The following is a 22,699-nucleotide window of genomic DNA, read 5'->3' as shown; positions in this document are numbered from 1 at the left end:
TGGCTCCGGCGAATCGCCGCTATTCGTCATATGGTGGGTCGGTTTCGGCGGCGGAGCAGCGTGTAGCCGGCAGCGGTCAGCGCCCCGGCGGCGAGGCCGACGCCGAGGCCGATGTCCCAGCTGGACGCGCCAGAGGCGGACGCGCCGCCGAGGCCGCCTTGTACACCGCGGGTCGGTGTGACAACCGTAGGGTTGGGCACGCCGGTGGTGGCGTTGGCGGTAGTGCGGTGGGGCAGCACTTCGCAGGCGATGCCGTCGTCCGGGCCTTGGTCCTCATCGAGCCGGTTGGGGTCGGTGGGGTCCTGGTTGAACAGAGCTTGGGCGTCTTCCTGGAAGGTGAAGTCGCGGCAATCGAGGTCCTGGGCGTGGGCGACCCCGGCCAGTGGGGCGATCGACACGATTGCGGCGGCTATGCCTGCGATGGGGGCACGGCGTGACATGGACGTCTCCTCCCGGTCCTTTGAAGGAACCGTTGCTTCGACGTCAGGAGACGGTCGGCGCGGCGGCGCGAGTCGGTAGGCCATGCGGGTGGTGACCGTCGCGATGGCTCGACCTGGGACGGCAGGGTGGGCGGTACTCCCGCTCTGCTTCCCCTCCTGGCGGCCGGGCCGGCCTTGGGCCGACCGGCGACCGCTCGGTGCGTACGGAGGCGTTCGACGCGATGGCCACGGGGGAGTGGGAGCTCGCGCCCGACCAGTGGCAGGACACCGAGCCGCTGCTGTGGAAACCGCCGACTGCGTGGTTCAGCGTCTACGCCACGCCCATGTACGGCGCCTGTCACTGACCCGTGGGGTGCGCTGACCGGTGACCGGGACCCGGACATCGTCTGCACCGGCCCTGAACGGTCTGGCCGATCGCCGAAGTTCAATCCGAGCGATGCAAGAGCACACATCAAGAGGGCGTACCCCACCACAGCCTGGACAGCTTGGGGTGCGCCCTCTTGATATCCGCCCGCACAGGCAAGAACGGAGATCCGTCATGCCCGCCGTCGGCGCCTTTGTGGCAGCCGTCGCGCACTCGTCATCGCCGCAGCTGCCCGTGTCGCTCGCTCTGGCCACCCTTGGCCAAGACGTCCCGGGTGCTCCGACGGCGTCGCTGCCCGCCGGGATCCGCTGACCGGCCTTGACACGCGGGCGGTCAGCAGTAGACCCATTTCACGGACAACGAGGAGATGTACTGTCCGGACGGGGCGGTGAGCGTGAAGGACTTTAAGCTCCCTTCGGACCCACCCATGGGCCGTCGGTGTGCGCGCCGCCCGACAGACCGGCGCGGACGAACGGGCAGCGACCGTCGGCTCTGTCGTCGGTCACGGTGCCCTTGACCTTGGTGTTGTAGTTGCACCACTGACCGCTGGCGTGTCCTTCACTGATTCTCGTGGTCCAGTTCTGGGTGCAGGAGTCAGCGAGCGGGGCGGCTTGTGCTGTGCTGGCTGGAACCACAACGGCGGCTAGTGCGAGTAGGCCGCTCGCCAAGCCGGCGGTCAACATGCGTACAGATGCCATCTGCTCCCCCTACGTCCGATATGACGTGAATGCGTCAAACTAGCAGAGTCAGTCCAATAAGGACAGCCGCGTGCCCACGTTTGGCCAATTTCTAGCCCCCGCCGGCGCCGCCGCATCGGAGCCTGCTCCTTGGAGGGGGGTGGTGGACCGCCAAGACCACGACGTCGTCGACGTCGATCTGTACGACTCGAACTCGGCGATTCGGTCATGGGGGTTGCCGCTGGTCTCCTCCAGTTGGGGCCGCTCGTTCAGTAGGGCGGGAGTGGGCTGGTGCGGAAGTCGCGACGACCGGGTCCGGGACGTGATCCACAACTTCAACGCCGACGGCTTCGAGTCCCTGTATCCGAAGTACAAGGGTGGCCGGCCCAAGACAAGTCCGCATCGTCGTATACGGCCAGGTCCTTCAGCGGCTTCATCGCGCCACCGTCGGCGTCGGGCCGAAAGCGTCAGCAAGGCTGGTCAGGATGGAGCCGGGCCAACGGCTCTCCCCGAACACGCTGACCGGCATGGCGAGCACGCCGCACTCACGCTGGAGCGTCTCCGCCGGGATTTCAACCGGGAAGAAATAGTTGCCGGGACACGTTCGGCTCGCCGTGGGAATCGCCCCGAGTACCTCGTCCGGCAACCGTTCGAACAACCGCTCAGCCCGTGCGGCCAGTTCGTCGACGACCTGCCGGGGCACGTCGCTGTGCTCGGTCAGCAGGCGGTCGGCGAGCCTCAGCTGAGCCGGCGTCGGCGGATCCGCCCGGAACGCTTCGGCCAAGTCGGCTTGCGCCGGCCCCAGCAGGACCACTCCGAACGTGCGTGGCCACAGCCATCCCTTGGTGACCGAATGCAGCAGGACCGCACAACCGGTGTCCAGCAATCGCCGGGTGCCGGCAGCGAACGGGGCTCCCAGGTCGTAGACGCTGTCGATCAGCAGGCGGCGGCGTGGTGATTCCCGCAACCACGTAATCACCGCGGCACACTCGGCATCGGACAGGTAACGGCCGAGCGGCTTGCTGGGGTTGGCGAGCAGCAGGTATTCGGGCCGGTCGTCCGCCGGCGATCTCGGCAGGGCCGGCGCCGGTAGCGTCGGGTAGGACGCGGGCGCCAGGCCCGCGGCGCGGGCCAGCTCGAAGTACACCGGGTACACGTCGCTGGGCAGCCACAACCGCGCCTGCACAGTGCGCAGCCAGTCGAACACCACACCGAGCCCGTGCCGGACCCCTCGACAGACCATGGCGTGGCCCGACCACTCTTCCAGCAGCTCGAAGCGCCGCAGCCAGGCACGGGCGAGATCGCACCGGTGCACCGTACTCATGTCGGTCGGCGGTTCCGGTCGCACCGGAGCAAGCGCCCGGTACATGTTGGTCTCGGCGGCGTCCAGAAGCGACGAGGAGGCACTGAGTTGCCGCTGCCGGAATTCCTGGAACTCCTCGAACCTCATGCCGCCGCACCTTCCGGCACGATCTCGCTGGCCCGGTCTTCCAGGGAGGCGTAGCAGCGTCCGTCGGCCATGACGTTCCAGCTGCGTGCGATCCCGCTGGTGCGTTCCCAGAGCAGGCTGGGCTCGGTGTAAGCGGCGATCCGCATCGGCCGCCCGTCCCAACTCCCGTGGTAGACCGGCGCGCCCCAGGGCAGGCGGCTCGCCAGTTCGAAACCGTGCTGCTCGGCGAACCCGGTGACGATGGACAGCGAAACCTGGTGCTCTCGGCTCCAGACGTTGGCGGCGCGGTCGAAGTAGAGCGACTCAGTGCTGGTGGATACGTAGAGCTCTTTGAAGCAGACTTCCTCGACACCGAGAGCCGCGGCCCACGAAAGGTAGTCGGCGACCTCGGCCGCGTCGGCGACGCCGCCGTGCTGGAGCACGCAGATCAACCTCATCCGCAGCCCCGGCCAGCGGTCACGTTCCACGCGCCAGGTGTCGACGACAGAGCTCACCGGCGTGCGCAGCATCATCAGCCGCTCGTTGACGGCGTCGTCCTGATGGTGCCGGGAGACCGCCAGCACGCTCAGGCCCGCGGCGCTCAGGGCTGCGAGGCGGTCGGCCCGATCAGCGTGCCGGCCTTTCGCCAGGGTGTGCGCGTTGGTGATCAGGACGACCTTCGGAAAGGCCGCCGAGCAGGCGGACACCAGTCGCACCTGCTGTTCGAACGGTATGAGCGTGGGCTCCCCGCCCCCGGTGATCACCGCACGCTCGGCACCCGCCGCACGGGCGCGCTCCAGCCACTGGGCGACCGCGTCCCACGGAACCCGTGCCGGCGCTTGGTCGCTGGAGATCGAAGCCGAGGAGAAGCAGAACGAACACCGGGCCTGGCAGGCGGAGGCGACCGGCAGAAGCGAAACCGAGCGCGGTCGCGTGTCGGCGTAGCGACGCAGTGCCGAACCGTGCAGGTGCAGGGAGGACGCCATCGCATCCTCGACGGTTGTCGGGCGCAGAGTGAACTCGTCGCCCGCTTGGTCGAGCTCGTGGACTGCTGACAACCGGATGCGAGCCTCGTGCAGTTCCATGCCGAGACCGGTCGACACGTTGGGCACCAACTTGTCGGGGTCCACCATGGTTTCCAGCACCAGCAGCCGGTCACCCGGAATGGCCAGACGGTCCAGCAGGCGTCGCGCCTTGCCGATGCCGATTCCCAACTCCGCACGCGTCAGCAGGTGGAACCGGTCGGGATAGGTACTCTCGGGAATCCCCGCCTTGCCGTAAGCGAACGCGTACTTGTCGAACCCCTTCGCGAAGTTCGACAGCACGATGACGTGGAAGCGCTGGTCGCTATGGTTCATCCCGTCATCATGCATGAACGGGCCCGGACGACATGGGCCCAACCGCAGGCAGAACGCGGTGTCCCGATCCGATCCGTCGTCAACGACATGCCCCGCCCTGTCGCTGACTTTCAGGAGTGCGGTGCTGGGTTGTCAGGCGACGGACAGTCTGTGCCACCAGTGATTGCAGCCGCCGGAGCAGAAGCGCTCGCGGCGCCGCGCGTCGGCAATCGTGAGCACCGCGATCAGCAGCCTGAACGCCTTGCGGCGTTCGTCGAGAGGCGCGAGACCGGCGATCTTTCCCAGTTGCTCGTCCATTCGGCCTCGTGAGATCAGCACTGCGGGCGTATGCGTCGGGCGCAGCCCGGCACGGCGGATGCTCTCCGGTGCATCCTCTGCGACGGGGCGCGCCTGGACGCAGTGATGGCGCAGGAACAGCAGCACCTCGGACTGCTCTTCGTGGCCGAGGCTGTCGAACCATTCGATGCCCCTTGACATCGGGCGCAGCCCCTGCGCGAGCTCGTTGAGCAGGACGTCGCGTTCGTTCATGACTGCCTCCCGTGGGACGGACGCCTCTCCGCCGCGGTGATCGGGATGCCGAGCAGCACCGCCAGATCGGCCGCGCCTTCGGCATCGTCGGCCCAGCGGGTGGTCTGAAGCGGGTGCATCTGGTCGAGGAGGATGCCCTCGCGTGCCAGGACGAAGCCAACGCCAGCATGGCGGCGCGCGTACTGGAGGCTCTTCTCCCGGGGCAAGTGGTCTGAGCTCACCCATGACGTCCCGCAACAACAACCGCGGGCCATGTGCAGGGAGGGCGGCGGCACCCCGCGTTTAATCGGTGCATGGCAGCCGGGCGAGGCTCCGGGTCAGGGCCCAACCCGTCGCCAGTCCATGACAGGGCCGGGGTCTGTGTGGTCCACAGGGGTGACCCAGAAGGCTTTGCCCAGCTCAGCGCTAAACTGGGCGCCTGTCCGGCCGTCCCCGGAGGAGCGGCCGGTGAGGCGGCGGCCGATCCAGGGGAGCAGGTACTGCCGGGCGAAGCGGGCGTCCGCGACGCGGCGGGCGGTCCAGTCCGGGGGCGGGGTCGCCGGTATCGGTATGCGCCACCCGGTGTCCTCGGGGGCGTGGCCGAGGGTCTGCCAGGCGGCCTCGGCGACCCGGCGGTGCCCCTCGGCCGACAGGTGGAGCCGGTCGACGTCCCACAGGCGCGGGTCGGCGAGCGACGGGGCGCCGTACAGGTCGACGACGAGCGCGCCGTGCCGCTCCGCCAGGTCCTCCACGCACACGAACAGTTCCTCCATACGAGGCCGGAACCGTTCCAGCACCGGCCCCTGCCGGCCCGGGCTGCGCATCAGCACCAACTGCTTGCAGGACGGGGCCAGGCGCTCCACGGCCTCCGTCAGCAGGCCCTTCACCCGGCCCATGTCGCACTTGGGGCGCAGGGTGTCGTTGAGACCGCCGACCAGCGTGATGACGTCGGCGCCCATCGCCGCCGCCACCGGCACCTGCTCGTCGACGATCTGGCTGATCAGCTTGCCGCGCACGGCCAGGTTGGCGTACCGGAAGCCTGGCGTGCGCGCGGCCATCCGCGCGGCCAGGAGGTCCGCCCAGCCCCGGTAGGAGCCGTCGGGCAGCAGGTCCGACATGCCCTCGGTGAAGGAGTCGCCGATCGCGACCAGGCTGGTGTGCGCGGGGCTGGTGTGTGTGGGGTTCGTCTGCATGGCGGATAGATGGTAGCCCGAGTCTCATACCCGGCGGTCGGTCACCGCTCGGGCGCCCGCTGCTCCGTCCCCGTCCCCGTCCCCGTCCCCGTCCCCGTCCCCGTCCCGGCCCTGGCCCTGTCTCCGGCTCACGCCTGCTGTCCGAACAGCTCCCGCAGCACGTCCTCCATGGTCACCAGGCCGGCCAGCCGCCCGTCGGAGCCGAGTGCGGCCGCCAGATGCGTACGGCTGCCCCGCATCGCGGTGAGGACGTCGTCCAGCGGTGTCGCTTCCCGCACGCGCGCGATGGGCCGCAGGTCCCGCAGCCGGAACGGCTCGTCCCGAGGTGAGGCGTCGAGGGCGTCCTTCACATGCAGGTAGCCGACGATCCGGCGCCCCTCGTCCACCACCGGGAAGCGGGAGAACCCGGACTCGGCCGCCAGCCGCTCCAGCTCCTCCGGGGTGATGCCCACGCGCGCGTAGACGACCCGTTCCAGCGGCAGGACGACGTCCCGCACCGGGCGGCGGCCCAGCTCCAGGGCGTCGTGCAGCCGCTCCTGGGCTCGGTCGTCGATGAGGCCCGCCTCGCCGGCGTCCCGCACGATCTGGGCCAGTTGGGCGTCCGAGAAGGCCGCGTCGACCTCGTCCTTCGTCTCGACCCGCAGCAGCTTCAGCAGGCCGTTCGCGAAGGCGTTGACCGTGAAGATCACCGGGCGCAGCGCCCGGGCCAGGGTGACCAGCGGCGGACCCAGCAGCAGTGCGCTGCGCACCGGCTCGGCGAGCGCGATGTTCTTCGGCACCATCTCGCCGAGCAGCATGTGCAGGTAGGTGGCGACGGCGAGTGCGATCACGAACGACACCGCGTGCCCTGCGCCCTCGGGCACGCCCACCGCGTGGAACACCGGCTCCAGCAGGTGCGCGATCGCCGGTTCGGCGACGACACCGAGGACCAGCGTGCACAGCGTGATGCCGAGCTGCGCCGCCGCCATCAGCGCGGACACGTGCTGGAGCCCCCACAGCACGCTCTTGCCACGCCGGTCGCCCTGCTCGGCGTAGGGCTCGATCTGGGAGCGGCGGACGGAGATCAGCGCGAACTCGGCGCCGACGAAGAACGCGTTGACGACGAGGGTCGCCAGTGCGACGAGCAACTGGACCGCGGTCACTTCCCGGCCTCCTGTTCCTGGTCCCCGGACGGGGTGGCGAGCGGCGCGTGCAGCAGCACGCGCGCGGCCCGGCGGCCGGAGGCGTCCACCACGTCCAGGCGCCAGCCGGCGACCTCGACGGTGTCGCCCTCGGCCGGTATCCGGCCCAGCTCGGTGGCGACCAGACCGGCGAGCGTCTCGTACGGCCCCTCGGGGGCGTGCAGGCCCACCCGGGCGAGCCGGTCGGTGCGGGCGGCGCCGTCGGCCGAGTACAGGGCGCGGCCGTCGTCGTCCGTGCCCGCGGGCGCCAGGTCGGGCGTCTCGTGCGGGTCGTGCTCGTCCCGGACCTCGCCGACGACCTCCTCGACGATGTCCTCCAGCGTCGCCACGCCCGCCGTGCCGCCGTACTCGTCGATGACCACGGCCATCGTCCGCTTGCCGGACAGCCGGTCCAGCAGCCGGTCCACGGTCAGCGACTCGGGTACGAGGAGGGGTTCGCGCATGACCTCCGAGACGGGCACGCGCGCGCGGCGCTCCGCCGGGATCGCCAGCGCGTCCTTGATGTGCGCGGTGCCGACCACCGAGTCGAGGTTGCCGCGGTACACCGGGAACCGGGACAGGCCCGTCGCCCGGGTCGCGTTCGCCACGTCCTCGCAGGTCGCCGCGGCGTCCAGGGCGATGACCTGGACGCGCGGGGTCATCACGTTCTCCGCGGTCAGGTCGGCGAGGTTCAGTGTGCGCACGAACAGCTCCGCGGTGTCCGCCTCCAGGGCGCCCTGCTTGGCGGAGTGCCGGGCCAGGGCGGCGAGTTCCTGGGGGCCGCGCGCGGCGGCGAGTTCCTCGGTGGGCTCCACGCCGAAGCGGCGCACGATGCGGTTCGCGGTGTTGTTGAGGTGGCTGATGAAGGGCCGGAAGGCGGCACTGAACCCGCGCTGCGCGTTGCCCACCTTCTTGGCGACCGGCAGCGGGGTGGAGATCGCCCAGTTCTTGGGCACGAGTTCGCCGACGACCATCAGGAACACGGTCGACAGGGCCGTACCCAGCACCAGGGCGACGGAACTCGACGTGGAGCCCGACAGACCGAGCGACTCCAGCGGCCCGGCGATCAGCTTGGCGATCGACGGCTCGGACAGCATGCCGACGACCAGGTTGGTGACGGTGATGCCGAGCTGGGCGCCGGAGAGCTGGAAGGTGAGGTTCCGTACGGCCTTCAGTGCCCCGGCCGCGCCGCGCTCGCCGCGCTCGACCGCCCGTTCCAGTTCGCTGCGCTCGACCGTGGTCAACGAGAACTCGGCGGCGACGAAGGCGCCGCACGCGAACGACAGCAGGATCGCCACCAGGAGCAGCAGCACTTCGTTCATCGGGTCACCTCCGTCCCATGATCGGGCAGGGAGGGAGGGAGCGCGCGATGTCGCGTACGGGTACTGGGAGGCTCGCCCATGGGCGGACGCTCACACCTTTCATGAAGTCGTCGTAAGAAGTCGTCGTAAGAAGTCGCCGCGTGAAGTTGTCGCGTGGCGTCGGCGGGGCTGTGCGGGTGATCCACACAGCCCCCCAATAGTAAAGGATCGGCAAAGGAGCCCTTGGTGGGCTCCGGGCTCCGGGCTCTGGTCAGTCCGTGAGCGGCTTCACCCAGCGCCGCCACTTCTCCTCCGGCGCGTACCCCGCCGCGCTCCAGGCATGATGCGCCGTGTCGTTGCGGGTGAGCACCATCGCGTCCCCGCGGCGCCCGCCCAGTCCCACGAACCGCTCCTCCGCGGCCGTCAGCAGCGCCGAGCCGATGCCCCGACGCCGCCGCTCCGGGTGCACCGCCAGCCGGTACAGATGACACCGCCACCCGTCGAACCCGGCGATCACCGTCCCGACCAGCTCACCGCCCTGCTCGGCGAGGATCAACGCCTCCGGGTCCCGGGCGACCAGCCGCTCCACCCCGCTCCGGTCGTCGCTGATACTCGTACCCTCGGCGGCGGCCTTCCAGAAGGCGAGGACGGTGTCCAGGTCGTCGGGCGTCGCGGCCCGTATCCGCAGATCAGACATGCGGCGATCCCATCACTGGCGATGCGCCTCGGCGCGGAATTCCAGGATCCGGACGGACGGTCAAGTATCGGGACGGACGAGTATCCGGACGGTCAAGTATCCGGGCGGCCGGGAATCCCGGGCGGTCGGGAATCCCGGGTGTTCACCGGCCACGCCCCCTCACTCGTGCGCGATCGCCGCCAGCACGTTCATGCGGGAGGCGCGCAGCGCCGGCAGCAGCGCCGCGACGACGCCGACGACCGCCGAGCCCACGACGACCGCGACGATCGTGGTCCACGGGATGGCGAGGGCCTTCATGCCCTGCAACTCCAGCACCTGCTGAATGCACACGCCCCACACCAGCCCGAGCGCCAGCCCCAGCACCGCGCCGAACACCGCGATCACCACCGACTCCAGCCGGATCATCCGGCGCAACTGCCGTCGGCCCAGCCCGATGGCGCGCAGCAGCCCGATCTCCCGGGTCCGCTCCACCACCGACAGCGCCAGCGTGTTGACCACGCCGAGCACCGCGATGACGATCGCGAGCCCGAGCAGCGCGTACACGAGGTACAGCAGGACGGCGATCTGGTCGTGCACCAGCTTCTTGTAGTCGGCCTGGTCGCGGGCCTGCACCTGCGGATACGCGTCGAGCGTCTTGTCCAGCCGGGGGCGCAACTGGTCGGCCGTCGTGCCGGAGCCCGCGTTCACGTACAGCGCGGAGTCCTGCCCGCCGGGCACGTACTTCTCGACGGTCGCGATCCCGAGGAACAGGCCGCCCTGCGTCCCGAACCCCTCGGCGGCGTCCTGGTCGGTGAGTGCGGCGACCTTCAGCGACGTCGTCCGGTCGCCGGGGAACTCCACCGGCAGCACGCTGCCGAGCCGCACGCCGTGGTCCTTCGCGAAGTCGACGTCCATGCCGATGGCGCCGTCGGCCAGCGCCGCCGCCGAGTCCCCCTGGGCGTACGTGATGTGGGCGACGTCGTCGACCTGGTCGTCGTAGCCGGTGGCGGTCGTCTCGATCCGCTTGCCGTCGGGCAGCCGTACGGCGATCGGCGCGAACCGCTGCCGTACGACGAGACCGGCGCCCTCGGTGCCCCGCACCGCGTCCGTGACCTCCTTGGAGAACGGGGTGAAGTTGGCGTTCTGGATGACGAAGTCGGCGCCCAGCGTGTTGTCGATCTGCTCGTCGAAGGACTTCGACATGGAGGCGCTCGCCACCGACATCCCGCCCACCAGGGCGAGGCCCACCATCAACGCGGCCGCCGTGGCGCCCGTACGGCGCGGGTTGCGCAGGGCGTTGCGCTGGCTCATCCGGCCGACGGAGCCGAACAGCACGGGGAAGGCACCGCCGAGGACGCGGATCACCGGGCGGACCAGGAGCGGGCCCGCGACGACGGTGGCGATGAGGGTGAGAACCACGCCCAGGCCGAGCAGGGAGGCCGCCGACGCCGTCTTCGAGGAGTTCACGCAACCCACCAGCGCGGCCACGCCGAGTGCTCCGACGACCGCGCCCACCACCGCGCGCACCTTCAGCGGCCGGCCCACCCCGGCGACGTCCGCGTCCGCCAGGGCCGCCATCGGCGACACGGTTCCGGCGCGCCGGGCCGGGAGGTAGGCCGCCACGAAGGTGACGCCGACGCCGACGACGTACGCCGACACCGGGGTCGCCCAGCCGACGACCATCTCCGTGGTCTTCAGGTTCATGCCGAACGCGCTCATCAGCTTGATCAGCCCGGCCGCGAGCCCGATGCCGGCGGCGAGACCGAGGGTCGACCCGACGACGCCGAGCAGCACCGCCTCGGTGAGCACCGAGCGCCGCACCTGACGGCGGTCGGCGCCCAGGGCGCGCAGCAGGCCCAGTTCGCGGGTGCGCTGGGCGATCAGCATCGAGAACGTGTTGACGATCAGGAACACGCCGACCAGGACGGAGATCCCGGCGAAGCCGAGCATCACGTACTTGATCACGTCCAGGAACCCGCCCAGGGACTCCGCCGACGACTTCGCCTGCTCGTCGGCGGTCTTCACGTCGTACGGCCCGCTGCCGATCGCGGCGGCGACGCGCTGCTTGAGGACGGCGTCGCTCACGCCGTCGGCCGCGTCGACGGAGATGCTCGTGGCCCTGTCCGCCGAGCCCAGGAGCTTCGCGGCGGCCGTCTCGGGGTCGAGGAAGACCAGGGCCGCGCCGGGGTTGGTGGTGGTGAAGGTGGCGATGCCGACGATCTCCACCTTGAACGTGCCCGGTTGGGCCATCACGGTGAGGGTGTCGCCGATCTTCACGTGTTTCTTGTCGGCGGTGTCGGCGTCGAGCATGGCCTGTCCGGCGCCGTGCGGGGCGTGGCCGGAGGTCAGTTTCACGGGGCTGCGGTCGGTGAGGTACCAGTCGGTGGCGATGGTGGGCGCGCCGGTGGTCGGTCCGACGGACCTGTTCGCGCTGTCGACGATCGTGATGTTCTCCACGCCGACGTCCGGATGGGCCGACGCGACGCCGTCCACGTCGGCCAGCCGCCCGGCGAGGGAGGCGGGCACGGTCTGGACGGCGCCGCTCGGCACGTTGGAGTTCAGGTCGTCCCTGGGCTCGACGGTCACGTCCGCCGCCGTGGAGGCGAAGAGCCGGTCGAAGGTACGCGTCACCGTGTCGGAGAAGATCAGGCTGCCCGCGACGAAAGCCACCGACAGGACGACGGCGAGCGCCGACAGCAGCAGCCGGCCCTTGTGCGCGAGAAAACTTCGCAGTGTCGCCTTCAGCACCGGGTCAGTCCCCCTCGGTGGTGCCGGTGGTGCCGTCGAAGAGGGCGCGAGCGACGTCGACGCCGGGGGTCTGGGGGTTTCCCCCAGAGAAAAGGCGCATTCGCTCGAGGACCGCCTCCGCCGTGGGCCGTTCCATCTCGTCCACGATGCGCCCGTCCGCGAGGAAGAGCACCAGGTCGGAGTGGGCGGCGGCGCCCGGGTCGTGGGTGACCATGACGACGGTCTGGCCGAGATCGTCGACGGCCTGGCGCAGGAAGGAGAGCACCTCCAGGCCGGCCCGCGAGTCCAGGTTGCCGGTCGGCTCGTCGGCGAAGATCAGCTCGGGCCGGGAGGCGAGCGCCCGGGCGCAGGCCACGCGCTGCTGCTGGCCGCCGGACAACTGCGACGGCCGGTGCTTGAGCCGGTCCCGCAGGCCCAGGGTGTCGATCACCTGGTCCAGCCACTTCTGGTCGTGCTTCTGACCTGCGATGTCCATGGGCAGGGTGATGTTCTCGGCCGCGTTGAGCGTCGGGATCAGGTTGAACGACTGGAACATGAACCCGATCCGGTCCCGTCTGAGCCGGGTCAGCTCCCGCTCCTTCAGCCCGGTGATCTCGGTGTCGCCGAGCCACACCTGACCGGCCGAGACGGTGTCGAGGCCGGCCAGACAGTGCATCAGGGTGGACTTCCCGGAGCCGGACGGTCCCATGACGGCGGTGAAACGGCCGCGCGCGATGTTCACGTCCACCGAGTCCAGGGCGAGCACCGTGGTCTCGCCCGAGCCGTACGCCTTGGTCAGACCGCGGGCGCGGGCCGCGCTCCCGTCGGCCGAGGCCAGGCCGGGGGCGTGCTCCGCAGCAGGTGTGGACAAGGCTGCCTCCTCGCTCGAGCGGATGGGCCGACCACGTACCGACGACTTGCCGGCCACGTTCCGATGACCCTGCCCGGCCGAGCGTAGTGTGACCGGGCGCACACCGCGCATCCCTTTTCGATTCCCGTCCGCCCTTGCCGCTGCTAGCATCCCGGCGCTAGCGTCGAGGTATGGCGAAGACCCAGCTGAACGTACGCGTCGACGAGGGCACGGCCCGGGCCGCCCGCGAGCGCGCCACGGCCCGCGGCATGAGTGTCAACCGCTACATAGAAGAGCTGGTCAGACAGGACGCCGGGGAAATCGGCCATACGTTCGTCGAGGCCGCCAGCGATTTCATGAAGCAGTACGAGGCCGTCTTCGTGGAGGAGTTCGGCGCGGAACGCGAGGGCGGCGTCCGCGAGGCGGACAGCCGTGAGGCCGGTACGCGTGAGGCCGGTACTCCTGGGGTCGGTACGAGCGAAGGTCGCCGCTGATCCCTTGAGCGACCTTCGCATCGACCTCGCCTGGCTGCTCATGCTCGCCGAACAGAAGACTCCGGGGGACCCCCAGGTCACCGACTGGGGAGCGCTCGTCGCGGCCGTTGCGCGTCACGGGGCCGAGATATTCGACGTCCCCGTCTACGACGACGCGCCGGCCCGCGCCGCGGCCCTCCTCCAACTCCTCATCCACGTCCCCGCGTTGGAGCGCTCCAACGCCCTGTTCGCCTGCGCCGTCGCGTACGCCTACCTCGTCGCCAGCGGCCTGAAGGTCGCCACCTCACCCGAACAGGTCCGCGACCTGGCCCGGTTGGTGAAGAACGGCGAGGCGTCGGTGTCCGACATCGCGCGGGAACTGCGCCAGTGGAGCCGGTGAGGCGACGTGACCTCGTGAACTCGTGACCTCTCGGGCAGGACGGGCCTGCCGGGATTCTCCCCGTACGGGCCCGTCGCACCCACCCTCGCTGTTCCCCTCGTGCGGGGCAGCCGTGCGGGTTACTGGATGAAGTCGCGCACCTGTTGGTACACGCCGTGGTCGTTGTTCATCTCGTCGTGCGAGATGCATCCGACGCCGACGTTGGTGGCTCCGCTCAGCAGTGCCGAGGAGTCGGGGTCGATGGCGGCGTCGCAGTTCGACCAGTAGGCGGCGTAGTTCACGCTGCCCGGGGTCTCGTCACCGGCGTTGAGCGCGGTGACGAACGAGCTGCCGGTGACCATCTGGGCGCAGGAGGTGTACAGCCAACTGCACAACGAGGCGATCCCCGTACCGTGGTTGGTGCCCGCGACGGAGACGAAGTCGTCGACGTACGCCGTCCCGCCGAGGTTCTTGAGGTAGTAGCGGGAGCTCAGCGCGCCCATGGAGTGGACGACGATGTCGACCTTGCTCGCGCCGGTTCTCGCCAGCACTTTCTGGATCTCGGTGGCCAGTTGGGTGGCGGTGGTGGCGTTCGACTGGGTCCAGGTGTACGTCCACGCGTCGAGCTCGGCGGCGGTGTAGCCGTCGGCCTTGAAGTCGGCGACCCAGTCGTCCCAACTGCTCGACGAGCTGCTGATGCCGTGCACGAAGACGATCGGGTCGTGGGTCGCCGCGTGGGCTGCGGGGGCGGCGAAGGACAGTGACAGCAGGATCGAAGAGACCGCGGCCGAGAGGGTCGCGGCGATGCGACGCTTGTGGCGCTGCATGATGCCTCCTGAAACGTGTGGGGTTGCCAGGAGTGTCCGGCGGGTCTACGCGCGCCGCATCGGTGATATCGCCGGTCTTTACGGTTCAAGTAACTCGCCAGTAACGTCAGTTGTGTGGTGACACCGGTGAACCCCCCACCTCTTGACCGCACTTCGCCACCGACGCCCCCGGACACAGGGCCGCGCCCGGCCGCGGAGCTGCCGGACGGCGTCGGCGTGCGCGTGCTGCGTCTCGTATACGGCGACCCGCGCGCCGCCGCCGAACTCGCGGCACGGCTGACCGGACGGCAGGCGGCCGGCCTCGACCCGCTGCCGACCGAACCCGCCGACCTCGCCCCCGCCCTGCTGCGCGGCTGCCGTAGGGAGATCCGCGCCCTGCCGGAGGACACCCGGCTGCTGCTCCTGCTGGCTGCCGCCGACCAGTACCCGGTGGCCACCCACGCGTTCCTGCGCGCGGTGGCCGCCGCCCGTCTCGACACCCGGCCCCTGGACGCGGCCGAGGCGGCCGGCCTCGCCTACGCCACGGCCGGCGGGGTCGGCTTCCGCGACGCCTGGACCCGGATCGCCGCGTACGAGACGGCCGCCCCGGCCGACCGGCGCGACGTCCACCGACTCCTCGCCCGCGTCCTGCACGGCCCGGCGGAGACGCCCCGGCGGTCCTGGCACCGGGGCGCGGGCGCGCTCGGCCCCAGCGGGCGGCTCGCCGCGGAACTGACGGCGGCGGCCACTCAGGCCCGCGCCGCCGGTGACCCGGCCCTCTCGGGCGCCCTCGCCGAACGCGCCGCCGCGCTCTGCACCGACCCGCGCGAACAGTCCCGGCTCCTCGCCCACGCGGCGACCGACGCCTGGCACTCAGGCGACGGCGACCGTTCCCGCACCCTCGCCGCCCGCACGAACACCGACGCCCTCACCGGCATCCTCGCCCTGCGCACGGGCAACGCGACGGAGGCCTTCGACGCCTTGCTGGCAGGCGCGGCGCGGGGTCCCGGACAGGGGGCCACGCCTGGCACGCGGGCACAGGCGCAGGACGGCGGTGTCGACAGCCTGGCCGTTCTCGTCCCGGCCATGGCCCCCGACCCCGACGCCGACCGCGACCCCGACGGGACGGGCGGCGCCGTGCCCTTCGTCTCGACGGACGACCCCTCCACCCATCTCCTGGCCCGCGCCGCCGAAGCCGCCGTCTACACCGGTGACCTGCCGCTGTGTCGTGAAGTGGTGTGGGTCGCACGGCGGTCGGGGGTCGATCCGCCGGGGGTGTCGGGTGGGATCGTCGCCGCTGTCGAGGGGCGGTACGAGGACGCGCGCGACCTGCTGGAGGCGACCGCCGGGCGGTGCGGGCCGGGTGGTGACCCCACCCTGCTCGTGCACGCGGGCATCGCCGCCCTGCTGCTCGGCGACCACCACCGCGCCGCGACCGCCACCGTCCGCGCGGCCGCCGCCGCCCGCGCCCGGGGCCACGTCGCCGCCGTGTCCCAGGCCATGGAGTTCCATGCCTACACCGACTTCTGGACCGGCCGCCCGCGCGCCGCCGAGGCCGCCGCGCTGGACGCCCAGCGACAGGCGTACGCCACCGGCCAGGACAACGGCGCCTGCCATCTGCAGGCAGCCCTCGCGATGTTCGCCGCGCTCACCGGCGACGACGACCTGTGCCGGGAGCGGGCCGCGGCCGCCCGCTCGTACGCTCTCGCCCACGGACTGGGCCTGCCCGCCGCCCTCGCGCAGTGGGCCCTCGCCTTCCTCGACCTCGGCCACGGCCGCTACGCCGCCGCCGCGACCCGGCTGCGCGCCCTCGCCGCCTCCGGCCCCGGCCACGGCCACCGGGCCATCCGCCACCTCGCCACCCCGCACTACGTCGAGGCGGCCGCCCGCACCGGCGACACCCGGATCGCCCGCGCCGCGCACGCCGACTACGAGCGCTGGGCCCGCGCCGTGCGCAGCCCCGACGAGCTCGCCCTCAGCGCCCGCTGCCGGGGCCTGCTCACCCCGGGGGCCGACGCCCTCGACCACTACCGCACGGCCCTCGACCTGCACGCCGAAGGCACCCGCGCCTTCGAACGCGCCCGCACGGAGCTGCTGTTCGGCAGCGCCCTGCGCAGACTGCGCCTGCGCGCCGAGGCCCGCGACCGGCTGCACAGCGCCCTGGAGGCGTTCGACTCCTTCGGCGCCCCGCACTGCGCCGAGGCGGCCCGCGCCGAACTCCGCGCGCTCGGCGCCCCCGCCACCCCGGCCCACGCGGGCCGACGCCCGACGACCGAGCTGACCGCCCAGCAACTCCTGGTCGCCCGCATGGCCGCCGACGGCGCCACGAACCGTGAGATCGCCGCCCGCCTCGCCCTCAGCCCCCGCACCATCGACCATCACCTACGAGGCGTCTTCACCCGCCTCGACATCCGCTCCCGGATCGAACTCGTACGCCTGCTCGCGGACGCCGAAGACGGTTAGCCGCCCGACCCGGCCCGCTCCCGGAACGCCTCCGCCTCCCACGTCCCGTCCAGCCGCGGAGCCAGCCAACTGGGGGCCGCCGTACGGAAGTCGGCGGGTGCGAGCGTGCCCGCGCCCGAGGGCAGGGCCCCCAGCAGGGGTGCCCCGGACACCGTCGGCAGGTCCACCACGTTGCAACGGGACGCCAGGTCGGGGGAGTCGGGCCAGCTTCCGATGACGACACCGAGCAACTCGACGTTCCGGGAACGGAGTTCACGGGTCGTCAGTTCCGTCGTGTTCAGGGTGCCGAGTCCCGCCGACGCCACGACCAGCACCGGCGCCCGCAGCGACTGCGCCGCGTCGGCCAGCGTCCCGCCCGCCTCGTCGAACCGTACGAGCAGACCGCCCGCGCCCTCGACGAGCACCAGGTCGTGGTCCGTCGCCAGTTTCCGGGCCGCCTCGACCACCTCGTACGGCCGAACCGGTGCGAGGCCCGCCCTGCGCGCCGCCGTAGCCGGGGCCAACGGCTCCGGGTAGCGGGCGAGTTCGGCCGTGGTCAGCGGGCCCGCGAGCCGCGCCACCTCGTCGGCGTCGCCGGGCTCGCCGGGCCGTACGCCGGTCTGCGCGGGCTTCAGCACGGCCACCGAGCGGCCCGCCGCCAGCGCCGACGCCGCGACCGCGGCCGTCGTGACGGTCTTGCCGACCTCCGTGCCCGTCCCCGTGATCACCAGGATCGGCATGCTCATCCCTCCCGGGCCGCCGCGCACACCGCGCGCGCGATCCGTGCCACGTCCAGGTCACCGGTGACGTACGGCGGCATCGTGTACACCAGATCGCGGAACGGCCGCAGCCAGACGCCCTCCCGCACGGCCGCCTCGGTGGCCGCCCTCATGTCGACGGCGTGGTCGAGCTGCACGACTCCGATGGCGCCCAGGACACGGACGTCCTTGACGCCCGGGATCTCGGCAGCGGCGGCCAGCCCGTCCCGCAGACCCGCCTCGATCCGCTTGACCTCCGCGAGCCAGTCCTGCCCGAGCAGCAGCTCGATCGAGGCGCAGGCGACGGCGGCGGCGAGCGGGTTGCCCATGAACGTCGGGCCGTGTGCCAGCACCGGCACCTCGCCGCGCGAGATCCCGTCGGCCACCCGGGAGGTGCACAGGGCCGCCGCCATCGTGAGATAGCCGCCGGTCAGCGCCTTGCCGACGCACATCACGTCCGGCGTCACCGCCGCGTGCTCCGCCGCGAACAGCGCGCCCGTACGCCCGAACCCGGTCGCGATCTCGTCGAACACCAGCAGCACGTCGTGCGCGTCGCACGCCTCGCGCAGCACCCGCAGATACGCGGGGGAGTGGAACCGCATCCCGCCCGCGCCCTGCACCACCGGCTCCACGATCACCGCGGCCAGTTCGTCCGCGTGCCGCTCGATCGCCGCGCGCAGTTCGTCGGCGTACGCCTCCTCGTACTCGGCCGGCGGCGCGTCGACGAAGACCTGCCGGGGCAGCACCCCGGTCCACAGGTCGTGCATCCCGCCCTCGGGGTCGCACACGGACATAGGCTGCCAGGTGTCCCCGTGGTAGCCCCCGCGCCAGGTCAGCAGCCGCTGCTTGGCCGGCCGGCCCAGCGAACGCCAGTACTGCAGGCACATCTTCACCGCGACCTCGACCGACACCGAACCCGAGTCGGCGAGGAAGACGTGCTCCAGGCCGTCGGGCGACATGTCGACAAGGAGCTTCGCCAGGCGTACGGCGGGCTCGTGCGTGAGCCCGCCGAACATGACGTGGCTCATCCGGCCCAACTGCTCCCGCGCGGCCTCGTTCAGCACCGGGTGGTTGTAGCCGTGGATCGCCGACCACCAGGACGCCATCCCGTCGACCAGCTCGCCCGAGCCGTCCGCGAGCCGCAGCCGCACCCCGCTCGCCGACTCCACGACGAGCGGGTCCGCCCGGCCGGGCATCGGCCCGTACGGATGCCACACATGCCGCCGGTCGAGCTCCAGCAGCTCGGGAACCGGCAGCCCCGGTTCAGGCATTGGGCGCGAGATCGGTACCGGCGCCACGGCGGCGCACGGCGACCAGGTCGGTCCGGGCCTCGTTGACCGCCGGAACGGCCGTGGGCACGGCCGTCGGCGCGCCGGCCGGCGCCGCCGTCGGCGCGGAACCGCACACACCGCCGCCCTCGTGCGAGCCGCACCCGCCGCCCTCGTGCGAGCCGCACCCGCCGCCCTCGTGCGAGCCGCAGCCCCCGGCCTCGCCCCCCGCCTCCTGGGACCCGCACCCGCCGGCCCCGTGGGACCCGCAGCCCCCGCCCGCCGTCACCCGGTGCTGCGGCAGCGTGATCTCGCCCGCGCCCTCCACCTCGAACCCGGCGTCCGCGATCATCTCCAGGTCGGCCTTGCCCGCCTGGCCCTCGGTCGTGAGGTAGTCGCCGAGGAAGATCGAGTTGGCCAGGTTCAGGGCGAGCGGCTGCATGCTGCGCAGATGGACCTCACGGCCGCCCGCGATGCGCACCTCGACGTCCGGGCAGACGAACCGGACCATCGCCAGGATCCGCAGACAGCGCTGCGGGGTGAGGTTCCACTCCTTGGCCAGCGGGGTGCCCTCGACCGGGATGAGGAAGTTGACCGGAACCGAGTCGGGGTCCAGCGCGCGCAGCGAGAAGACCACGTCGACGAGGTCCTCGTCCGTCTCGCCCATGCCGGCGATCAGACCCGAGCACGCCGACAGACCCGCCGCGTGCGCCTTCTGCACCGTGTCCACCCGGTCGGCGTACGTGTGCGTGGTCGTGATCTCCCCGTACGTCGACTCGGACGTGTTCAGGTTGTGGTTGTAGGCGTCCGCGCCCGCCTCGCGCAGCCGCTCGGCCTGGCCGTCGGAGAGCAGGCCCAGACAGGCGCAGACCTCGACGCCCTCGTTCTGCTCCTTGATCGCCTTGATGGTGCCCGCGACCCGGTCCACGTCCCGGTCCGTCGGACCGCGCCCGGACGCCACCAGGCACACCCGCTTGGCCCCGCCCGCGAGCCCCGCCGCGGCGGCCTGGGAGGCCTCGTCGGGCTTGAGCCAGGTGTACTTGAGGATCCCGGCGGTGGAGCCGAGCCGCTGGGAGCAGTAGGAGCAGTCCTCGGGGCACAGCCCCGACTTGAGGTTGACGAGGTAGTTGAGTTTCACCCGTCGCCCGAACCAGTGCCGGCGCACCTTCCCGGCCGCGGCCACCACGTCCAGCACGTCGTCGTCGGAGGTGGCCAGGACGGCCAGAGCTTCCTCGCGGGTCGGCAGCTCGCGCCGAAGCCCCTTGTCCACCAGCGTGTTCAGCAGGTCCATGAGAGCCGATCCTGTCCTACACACCCGCTTCGGGCCAAGGTAGGGATCGCACAACACACCCGCTTCGACGTGTGGGTATTGCCACACCGTGGGTAGCGGGCCGGGCCGCTAGTGTCTGTCCGCTACCTACAAAGCCAAAAGCCCCGGAGGACCCATGGCGTTCGGCTGGATCGACGAGCAGGCGGAGCTGCGCCGCCGGGCCGGACTCGTACGGACGCTGCGGCCCCGCCCGGCCGACTCGCCGCTCCTCGACCTCGCGAGCAACGACTACCTGGGCCTGGCCCGGCATCCCGAGGTCGTGGCGGGCGCCGCGGCGGCGGCCCGGACCTGGGGCGGGGGCGCGACCGGCTCCCGGCTCGTCACCGGCACCACCGAGCTGCACGCCGAACTGGAGCGGGAACTCGCGGAGCGCTGCGGGTTCGAGGCGGCCCTCGTCTTCTCCTCCGGGTACGCGGCCAACCTCGCCGCGGTCACCGCGCTCGCCCCGCACGGCTCGCTGATCGTCTCCGACGCGGGCAACCACGCCTCGCTCATCGACGGCTGCCGGCTGGCCCGCGGCACCACCCAGGTCGTCGGGCACGCCGACCCGGACGCCGTGCGCAAGGCGCTCGGCACGCACGACGGCCCGGCCGTGGCCGTCTCCGACACGGTCTTCTCGGTCGACGGCGACGCCGCCCCGCTGGCCGCCCTCGCGGCCGCCTGCCGGGCGTACGGCGCCGGACTGGTCGTCGACGACGCCCACGGGCTCGGCGTGCTCGGGGACGGCGGACAGGGCGCGCCGTACGCGGCGGGTCTCGCGGGCGCCGACGACGTCGTCGTCACGGTCACGCTGTCGAAGTCGCTCGGCAGCCAGGGCGGCGCCGTGCTGGGCCCCGCGCGCGTGATCGACCACCTGGTCAACGCGGCGCGGACGTTCATCTTCGACACCGGTCTGGCCCCGGCGGCGGCGGGCGCGGCGCTGGCCGCCCTCAGGCTGCTGCGCGCGGAGCCGCAGCGCGCGCCGCGCGCGCGTGCGGTGGCGGGCGAGCTGTACGCACGGCTGACGGCCGCGGGTCTGGAAGCGGTGCGTCCGGACGCCGCGGTCGTCTCCGTGCGGGCGCCGTCCCCGGAGACGGCCGTGCGGTGGGCGGCGGACTGCCGGTCGGCAGGCCTGGCCGTGGGCTGCTTCCGTCCTCCCTCCGTGCCCGACGGCATCTCACGCCTCAGGCTGACCGCCCGCGCGGACCTCTCCGGGGCCGAGCTGGAACGCGCTGTACGGGTGATCGACGAGACCCGACCATGAGTCGGCGTGACACGGCCGTGGGTCGCCGCTGAGCACTGCGTGCCGACTGCTGCGGTGTGCTCAGTTGCGCGGTGTGCTCAGTGGAACGCGGTCGTGAAGCCCGTCCAGCTCTCGGGGGAGAAGAGCAGGGCGGGTCCGGCCGGGTCCTTGGAGTCGCGTACGGCGAGCAGACCGGCCCAGGGGCCGGCGGCCGGCCGGGCGGTCTCGACGCAGTTGTTCGCTCCCGTGCTGTAGCTGCTGCGCAGCCACCGCATCGGCGGGAGAGCGTCGGGATCGGTACGGGAAGGTACGTTCCGCGGTGCTGCGGACATGGTGCCTCCTTATGCGCCGCCTGCCAGCGCGGCGATGTATTCCGATGAGTCCCCGGGCGAAAGGGCTTGCGCCCGAAGGGCGTTGAAGGCCTCGGTGTAGGCCTGGAGGTCTTCTTTCCGTTCGAGATAGAGGCTACTCATCAAGTGGTCTAGAACAACCACGTCCAGATCAGAAGTGCGCGAAAACGAGAAGATAACGAAAGGGCCGGTCATCCCGATATGTGCCCCGGCGGCGAACGGCAGCACCTGGAGCCGCACTTGGGGCAGCCGGGCGGCCTCCACGAGCCGGCCGAGCTGCCGCGCCATCACCTCGGGCCCGCCCACCTCCCGCCGCAGCACCGCCTCGTCCAGCACCGCGCACAGCTCCAGCGGCGGCCGGCCGCGCAGCACGTCCTGGCGGGCCATCCGCACCTCCACCAGGGTGTCGAGCTGCGCCTCGTCGATGCCCTCCACGGCCGCCCTGGTCACCGCGCGCGCGTACTCGGGCGTCTGCAACAGGCCCGGGACCACGGTCGTCTCCAGGGTGCGCATCGCGCTCGCCTGCGACTCCAGGCTGATGAAGTCCCGGTAGGCGGGCGGCAGCACCCCGCGGTAGGCGTGCCACCAGTGGTCCCGGCCGCCGCTGCCCTCGGCGCCCGCCAGCGCCAGCATCAGTTCCCGCAGATGCGGATCGGCCACTCCGTAGGCGTCGAGGAGTAACCGCACATCGGCCGGTTTCGATCCACTGGTGCCGGTCTCGATACGGCTCACCTTGGACTGGTGCCAGCCCACCAGCCGGGCCGCCTCACCGCTCGTGAGGCCCGCCCGGGAGCGCAGCGTGCGCAGTTCGGCGCCCAGCTTTCGGCGGCGTACCGCGGGACCGTGTTGCATGGACTCCTCCTTACTCCTCCCGGGCCGTCCGAATACGCTCTGTCGTCGCAGAGTTCACCGCATTGAGCGACAGATATATGCATATCTTGGTGGATCGCCACCCGTGACCGGTGCGGTGATGGCAGTCTGGCGAAGAA

The 22,699-nt window shown here is 71.7% G+C and carries 22 protein-coding genes and 1 pseudogene; 6 read left to right on the top strand and 17 right to left on the bottom strand.

Annotated features, from left to right (window positions below):
* Positions 1 to 26: 26 nt before the first annotated feature.
* A complete protein-coding gene (locus OG352_RS04840; RefSeq protein WP_329214681.1) occupies positions 27 to 440 on the bottom strand; it encodes an excalibur calcium-binding protein in 414 nt (137 codons plus the stop codon).
* Positions 441 to 637: 197 nt separating this feature from the next.
* On the opposite strand from OG352_RS04840, the gene OG352_RS04835 reads away from it, so the two are divergent.
* Complete coding sequence (locus OG352_RS04835) at positions 638 to 784, top strand: hypothetical protein (protein WP_329214679.1); 147 nt, start codon at positions 638 to 640, stop codon at positions 782 to 784.
* A 1,004-nt stretch (positions 785 to 1,788) separates the two neighbouring features.
* A pseudogene (locus OG352_RS39910) lies at positions 1,789 to 1,890 on the top strand (helix-turn-helix domain-containing protein); the annotation flags it as partial.
* A 24-nt stretch (positions 1,891 to 1,914) separates the two neighbouring features.
* Here the strand turns inward: OG352_RS39910 and OG352_RS04825 are convergent.
* The 10 genes from OG352_RS04825 to OG352_RS04780 all read right to left on the bottom strand — a co-directional run bounded on the left by OG352_RS04825 (position 1,915) and on the right by OG352_RS04780 (position 12,703).
* The gene (locus OG352_RS04825; RefSeq protein WP_329214677.1) at positions 1,915 to 2,931 is read right to left on the bottom strand and encodes an aminotransferase class I/II-fold pyridoxal phosphate-dependent enzyme; all 1,017 of its coding nucleotides are present in this window, start codon (positions 2,929 to 2,931) and stop codon (positions 1,915 to 1,917) included.
* Positions 2,928 to 4,268, bottom strand: a complete 1,341-nt coding sequence (locus OG352_RS04820) for a radical SAM protein (RefSeq protein ID WP_329214675.1) — start codon at positions 4,266 to 4,268, stop codon at positions 2,928 to 2,930. Before OG352_RS04820 ends, OG352_RS04825 begins: the two co-directional genes overlap by 4 nt.
* Positions 4,269 to 4,400: 132 nt before the next feature.
* Positions 4,401 to 4,796, bottom strand: coding sequence for a DUF5958 family protein (locus OG352_RS04815; RefSeq protein WP_329214673.1), 396 nt, complete (start codon positions 4,794 to 4,796; stop codon positions 4,401 to 4,403).
* Entirely contained in the window at positions 4,793 to 5,017 is a 225-nt protein-coding gene (locus OG352_RS04810; RefSeq protein ID WP_329214671.1) for a hypothetical protein, read from the bottom strand. The genes OG352_RS04815 and OG352_RS04810 overlap by 4 nt, the downstream gene beginning before the upstream one ends.
* A gap of 96 nt (positions 5,018 to 5,113) precedes the next feature.
* Positions 5,114 to 5,968, bottom strand: a complete 855-nt coding sequence (locus OG352_RS04805) for an SGNH/GDSL hydrolase family protein (RefSeq protein WP_329214669.1) — start codon at positions 5,966 to 5,968, stop codon at positions 5,114 to 5,116.
* A 128-nt stretch (positions 5,969 to 6,096) separates the two neighbouring features.
* The gene (locus OG352_RS04800; protein WP_329214667.1) at positions 6,097 to 7,110 is read right to left on the bottom strand and encodes a hemolysin family protein; all 1,014 of its coding nucleotides are present in this window, start codon (positions 7,108 to 7,110) and stop codon (positions 6,097 to 6,099) included.
* The gene (locus OG352_RS04795; RefSeq protein WP_329214665.1) at positions 7,107 to 8,450 is read right to left on the bottom strand and encodes a hemolysin family protein; all 1,344 of its coding nucleotides are present in this window, start codon (positions 8,448 to 8,450) and stop codon (positions 7,107 to 7,109) included. The genes OG352_RS04800 and OG352_RS04795 overlap by 4 nt, the downstream gene beginning before the upstream one ends.
* A gap of 250 nt (positions 8,451 to 8,700) precedes the next feature.
* Positions 8,701 to 9,126 carry a GNAT family N-acetyltransferase gene (locus tag OG352_RS04790; RefSeq protein WP_329214663.1) on the bottom strand — a complete coding sequence of 142 codons (426 nt, stop codon included), beginning with the start codon at positions 9,124 to 9,126 and terminating at the stop codon, positions 8,701 to 8,703.
* 159 nt (positions 9,127 to 9,285) lie between these two features.
* Complete coding sequence (locus OG352_RS04785) at positions 9,286 to 11,853, bottom strand: ABC transporter permease (protein WP_329214661.1); 2,568 nt, start codon at positions 11,851 to 11,853, stop codon at positions 9,286 to 9,288.
* A 4-nt stretch (positions 11,854 to 11,857) separates the two neighbouring features.
* Positions 11,858 to 12,703 carry an ABC transporter ATP-binding protein gene (locus tag OG352_RS04780; RefSeq protein ID WP_329214658.1) on the bottom strand — a complete coding sequence of 282 codons (846 nt, stop codon included), beginning with the start codon at positions 12,701 to 12,703 and terminating at the stop codon, positions 11,858 to 11,860.
* Positions 12,704 to 12,873: 170 nt separating this feature from the next.
* Between OG352_RS04780 and OG352_RS04775 the strand changes: the two genes are divergently transcribed.
* Together OG352_RS04775 and OG352_RS04770 are read left to right on the top strand one after the other, a co-directional pair.
* Positions 12,874 to 13,176 carry an antitoxin gene (locus tag OG352_RS04775; RefSeq protein ID WP_329214656.1) on the top strand — a complete coding sequence of 101 codons (303 nt, stop codon included), beginning with the start codon at positions 12,874 to 12,876 and terminating at the stop codon, positions 13,174 to 13,176.
* A 4-nt stretch (positions 13,177 to 13,180) separates the two neighbouring features.
* A complete protein-coding gene (locus tag OG352_RS04770; protein WP_329214654.1) occupies positions 13,181 to 13,555 on the top strand; it encodes a fic family toxin-antitoxin system, toxin component in 375 nt (124 codons plus the stop codon).
* Between the two features lie 119 nt (positions 13,556 to 13,674).
* On the opposite strand, the gene OG352_RS04765 is transcribed toward OG352_RS04770, so the two are convergent.
* Positions 13,675 to 14,361 carry an esterase/lipase family protein gene (locus tag OG352_RS04765; protein ID WP_329214652.1) on the bottom strand — a complete coding sequence of 229 codons (687 nt, stop codon included), beginning with the start codon at positions 14,359 to 14,361 and terminating at the stop codon, positions 13,675 to 13,677.
* 216 nt (positions 14,362 to 14,577) lie between these two features.
* Between OG352_RS04765 and OG352_RS04760 the strand changes: the two genes are divergently transcribed.
* The gene (locus OG352_RS04760) at positions 14,578 to 16,803 is read left to right on the top strand and encodes a helix-turn-helix transcriptional regulator (RefSeq protein ID WP_443072156.1); all 2,226 of its coding nucleotides are present in this window, start codon (positions 14,578 to 14,580) and stop codon (positions 16,801 to 16,803) included.
* Here OG352_RS04760 and bioD read toward each other — a convergent pair.
* From bioD to bioB, 3 genes are read right to left on the bottom strand one after another with little or no spacing between them, the layout of a single operon-like run.
* Positions 16,800 to 17,522, bottom strand: coding sequence for a dethiobiotin synthase (gene bioD / locus OG352_RS04755; RefSeq protein ID WP_329223717.1), 723 nt, complete (start codon positions 17,520 to 17,522; stop codon positions 16,800 to 16,802). The genes OG352_RS04760 and bioD overlap by 4 nt on opposite strands.
* A gap of 2 nt (positions 17,523 to 17,524) precedes the next feature.
* Entirely contained in the window at positions 17,525 to 18,811 is a 1,287-nt protein-coding gene (locus OG352_RS04750; RefSeq protein WP_329214648.1) for an adenosylmethionine--8-amino-7-oxononanoate transaminase, read from the bottom strand.
* A complete protein-coding gene (bioB, locus tag OG352_RS04745) occupies positions 18,804 to 20,099 on the bottom strand; it encodes a biotin synthase BioB (RefSeq protein ID WP_329214646.1) in 1,296 nt (431 codons plus the stop codon). Before bioB ends, OG352_RS04750 begins: the two co-directional genes overlap by 8 nt.
* A gap of 154 nt (positions 20,100 to 20,253) precedes the next feature.
* Here bioB and OG352_RS04740 point away from each other — a divergent pair, with 154 nt between their 5' ends.
* Positions 20,254 to 21,381 carry an 8-amino-7-oxononanoate synthase gene (locus OG352_RS04740; RefSeq protein ID WP_329214644.1) on the top strand — a complete coding sequence of 376 codons (1,128 nt, stop codon included), beginning with the start codon at positions 20,254 to 20,256 and terminating at the stop codon, positions 21,379 to 21,381.
* Positions 21,382 to 21,458: 77 nt separating this feature from the next.
* Here the strand turns inward: OG352_RS04740 and OG352_RS04735 are convergent, their stop codons facing one another.
* On the bottom strand, positions 21,459 to 21,692 hold the full coding sequence (locus OG352_RS04735) for a DUF397 domain-containing protein (RefSeq protein ID WP_329214642.1): 234 nt from the start codon (positions 21,690 to 21,692) through the stop codon (positions 21,459 to 21,461).
* Between the two features lie 9 nt (positions 21,693 to 21,701).
* Positions 21,702 to 22,562: a helix-turn-helix domain-containing protein gene (locus OG352_RS04730; protein WP_329214640.1), complete on the bottom strand. Its 861-nt coding sequence runs from the start codon at positions 22,560 to 22,562 to the stop codon at positions 21,702 to 21,704.
* Positions 22,563 to 22,699 lie beyond the last annotated feature (137 nt).

The sequence above is a fragment of the Streptomyces sp. NBC_01485 genome, assembly GCF_036227125.1.
Lineage (GTDB): Bacteria > Actinomycetota > Actinomycetes > Streptomycetales > Streptomycetaceae > Streptomyces.
Note: the sequence above shows the minus strand (reverse complement) of the source record. Positions and strands in the feature narration are given on the sequence as shown.

Coding starts and splice junctions, on each gene's coding strand:
- bioD (WP_329223717.1), bottom strand. CDS start 17,522: ATGCCGATCCTGGTGATCACGGGGACGGGCACGGAGGTCGGCAAGACC.
- OG352_RS04750 (WP_329214648.1), bottom strand. CDS start 18,811: ATGCCTGAACCGGGGCTGCCGGTTCCCGAGCTGCTGGAGCTCGACCGG.
- OG352_RS04765 (WP_329214652.1), bottom strand. CDS start 14,361: ATGCAGCGCCACAAGCGTCGCATCGCCGCGACCCTCTCGGCCGCGGTC.
- OG352_RS04730 (WP_329214640.1), bottom strand. CDS start 22,562: ATGCAACACGGTCCCGCGGTACGCCGCCGAAAGCTGGGCGCCGAACTG.
- OG352_RS04815 (WP_329214673.1), bottom strand. CDS start 4,796: ATGAACGAACGCGACGTCCTGCTCAACGAGCTCGCGCAGGGGCTGCGC.
- OG352_RS04805 (WP_329214669.1), bottom strand. CDS start 5,968: ATGCAGACGAACCCCACACACACCAGCCCCGCGCACACCAGCCTGGTC.
- OG352_RS04790 (WP_329214663.1), bottom strand. CDS start 9,126: ATGTCTGATCTGCGGATACGGGCCGCGACGCCCGACGACCTGGACACC.
- OG352_RS04740 (WP_329214644.1), top strand. CDS start 20,254: ATGGCGTTCGGCTGGATCGACGAGCAGGCGGAGCTGCGCCGCCGGGCC.
- bioB (WP_329214646.1), bottom strand. CDS start 20,099: ATGGACCTGCTGAACACGCTGGTGGACAAGGGGCTTCGGCGCGAGCTG.
- OG352_RS04840 (WP_329214681.1), bottom strand. CDS start 440: ATGTCACGCCGTGCCCCCATCGCAGGCATAGCCGCCGCAATCGTGTCG.
- OG352_RS04820 (WP_329214675.1), bottom strand. CDS start 4,268: ATGAACCATAGCGACCAGCGCTTCCACGTCATCGTGCTGTCGAACTTC.
- OG352_RS04825 (WP_329214677.1), bottom strand. CDS start 2,931: ATGAGGTTCGAGGAGTTCCAGGAATTCCGGCAGCGGCAACTCAGTGCC.
- OG352_RS04735 (WP_329214642.1), bottom strand. CDS start 21,692: ATGTCCGCAGCACCGCGGAACGTACCTTCCCGTACCGATCCCGACGCT.
- OG352_RS04775 (WP_329214656.1), top strand. CDS start 12,874: ATGGCGAAGACCCAGCTGAACGTACGCGTCGACGAGGGCACGGCCCGG.
- OG352_RS04795 (WP_329214665.1), bottom strand. CDS start 8,450: ATGAACGAAGTGCTGCTGCTCCTGGTGGCGATCCTGCTGTCGTTCGCG.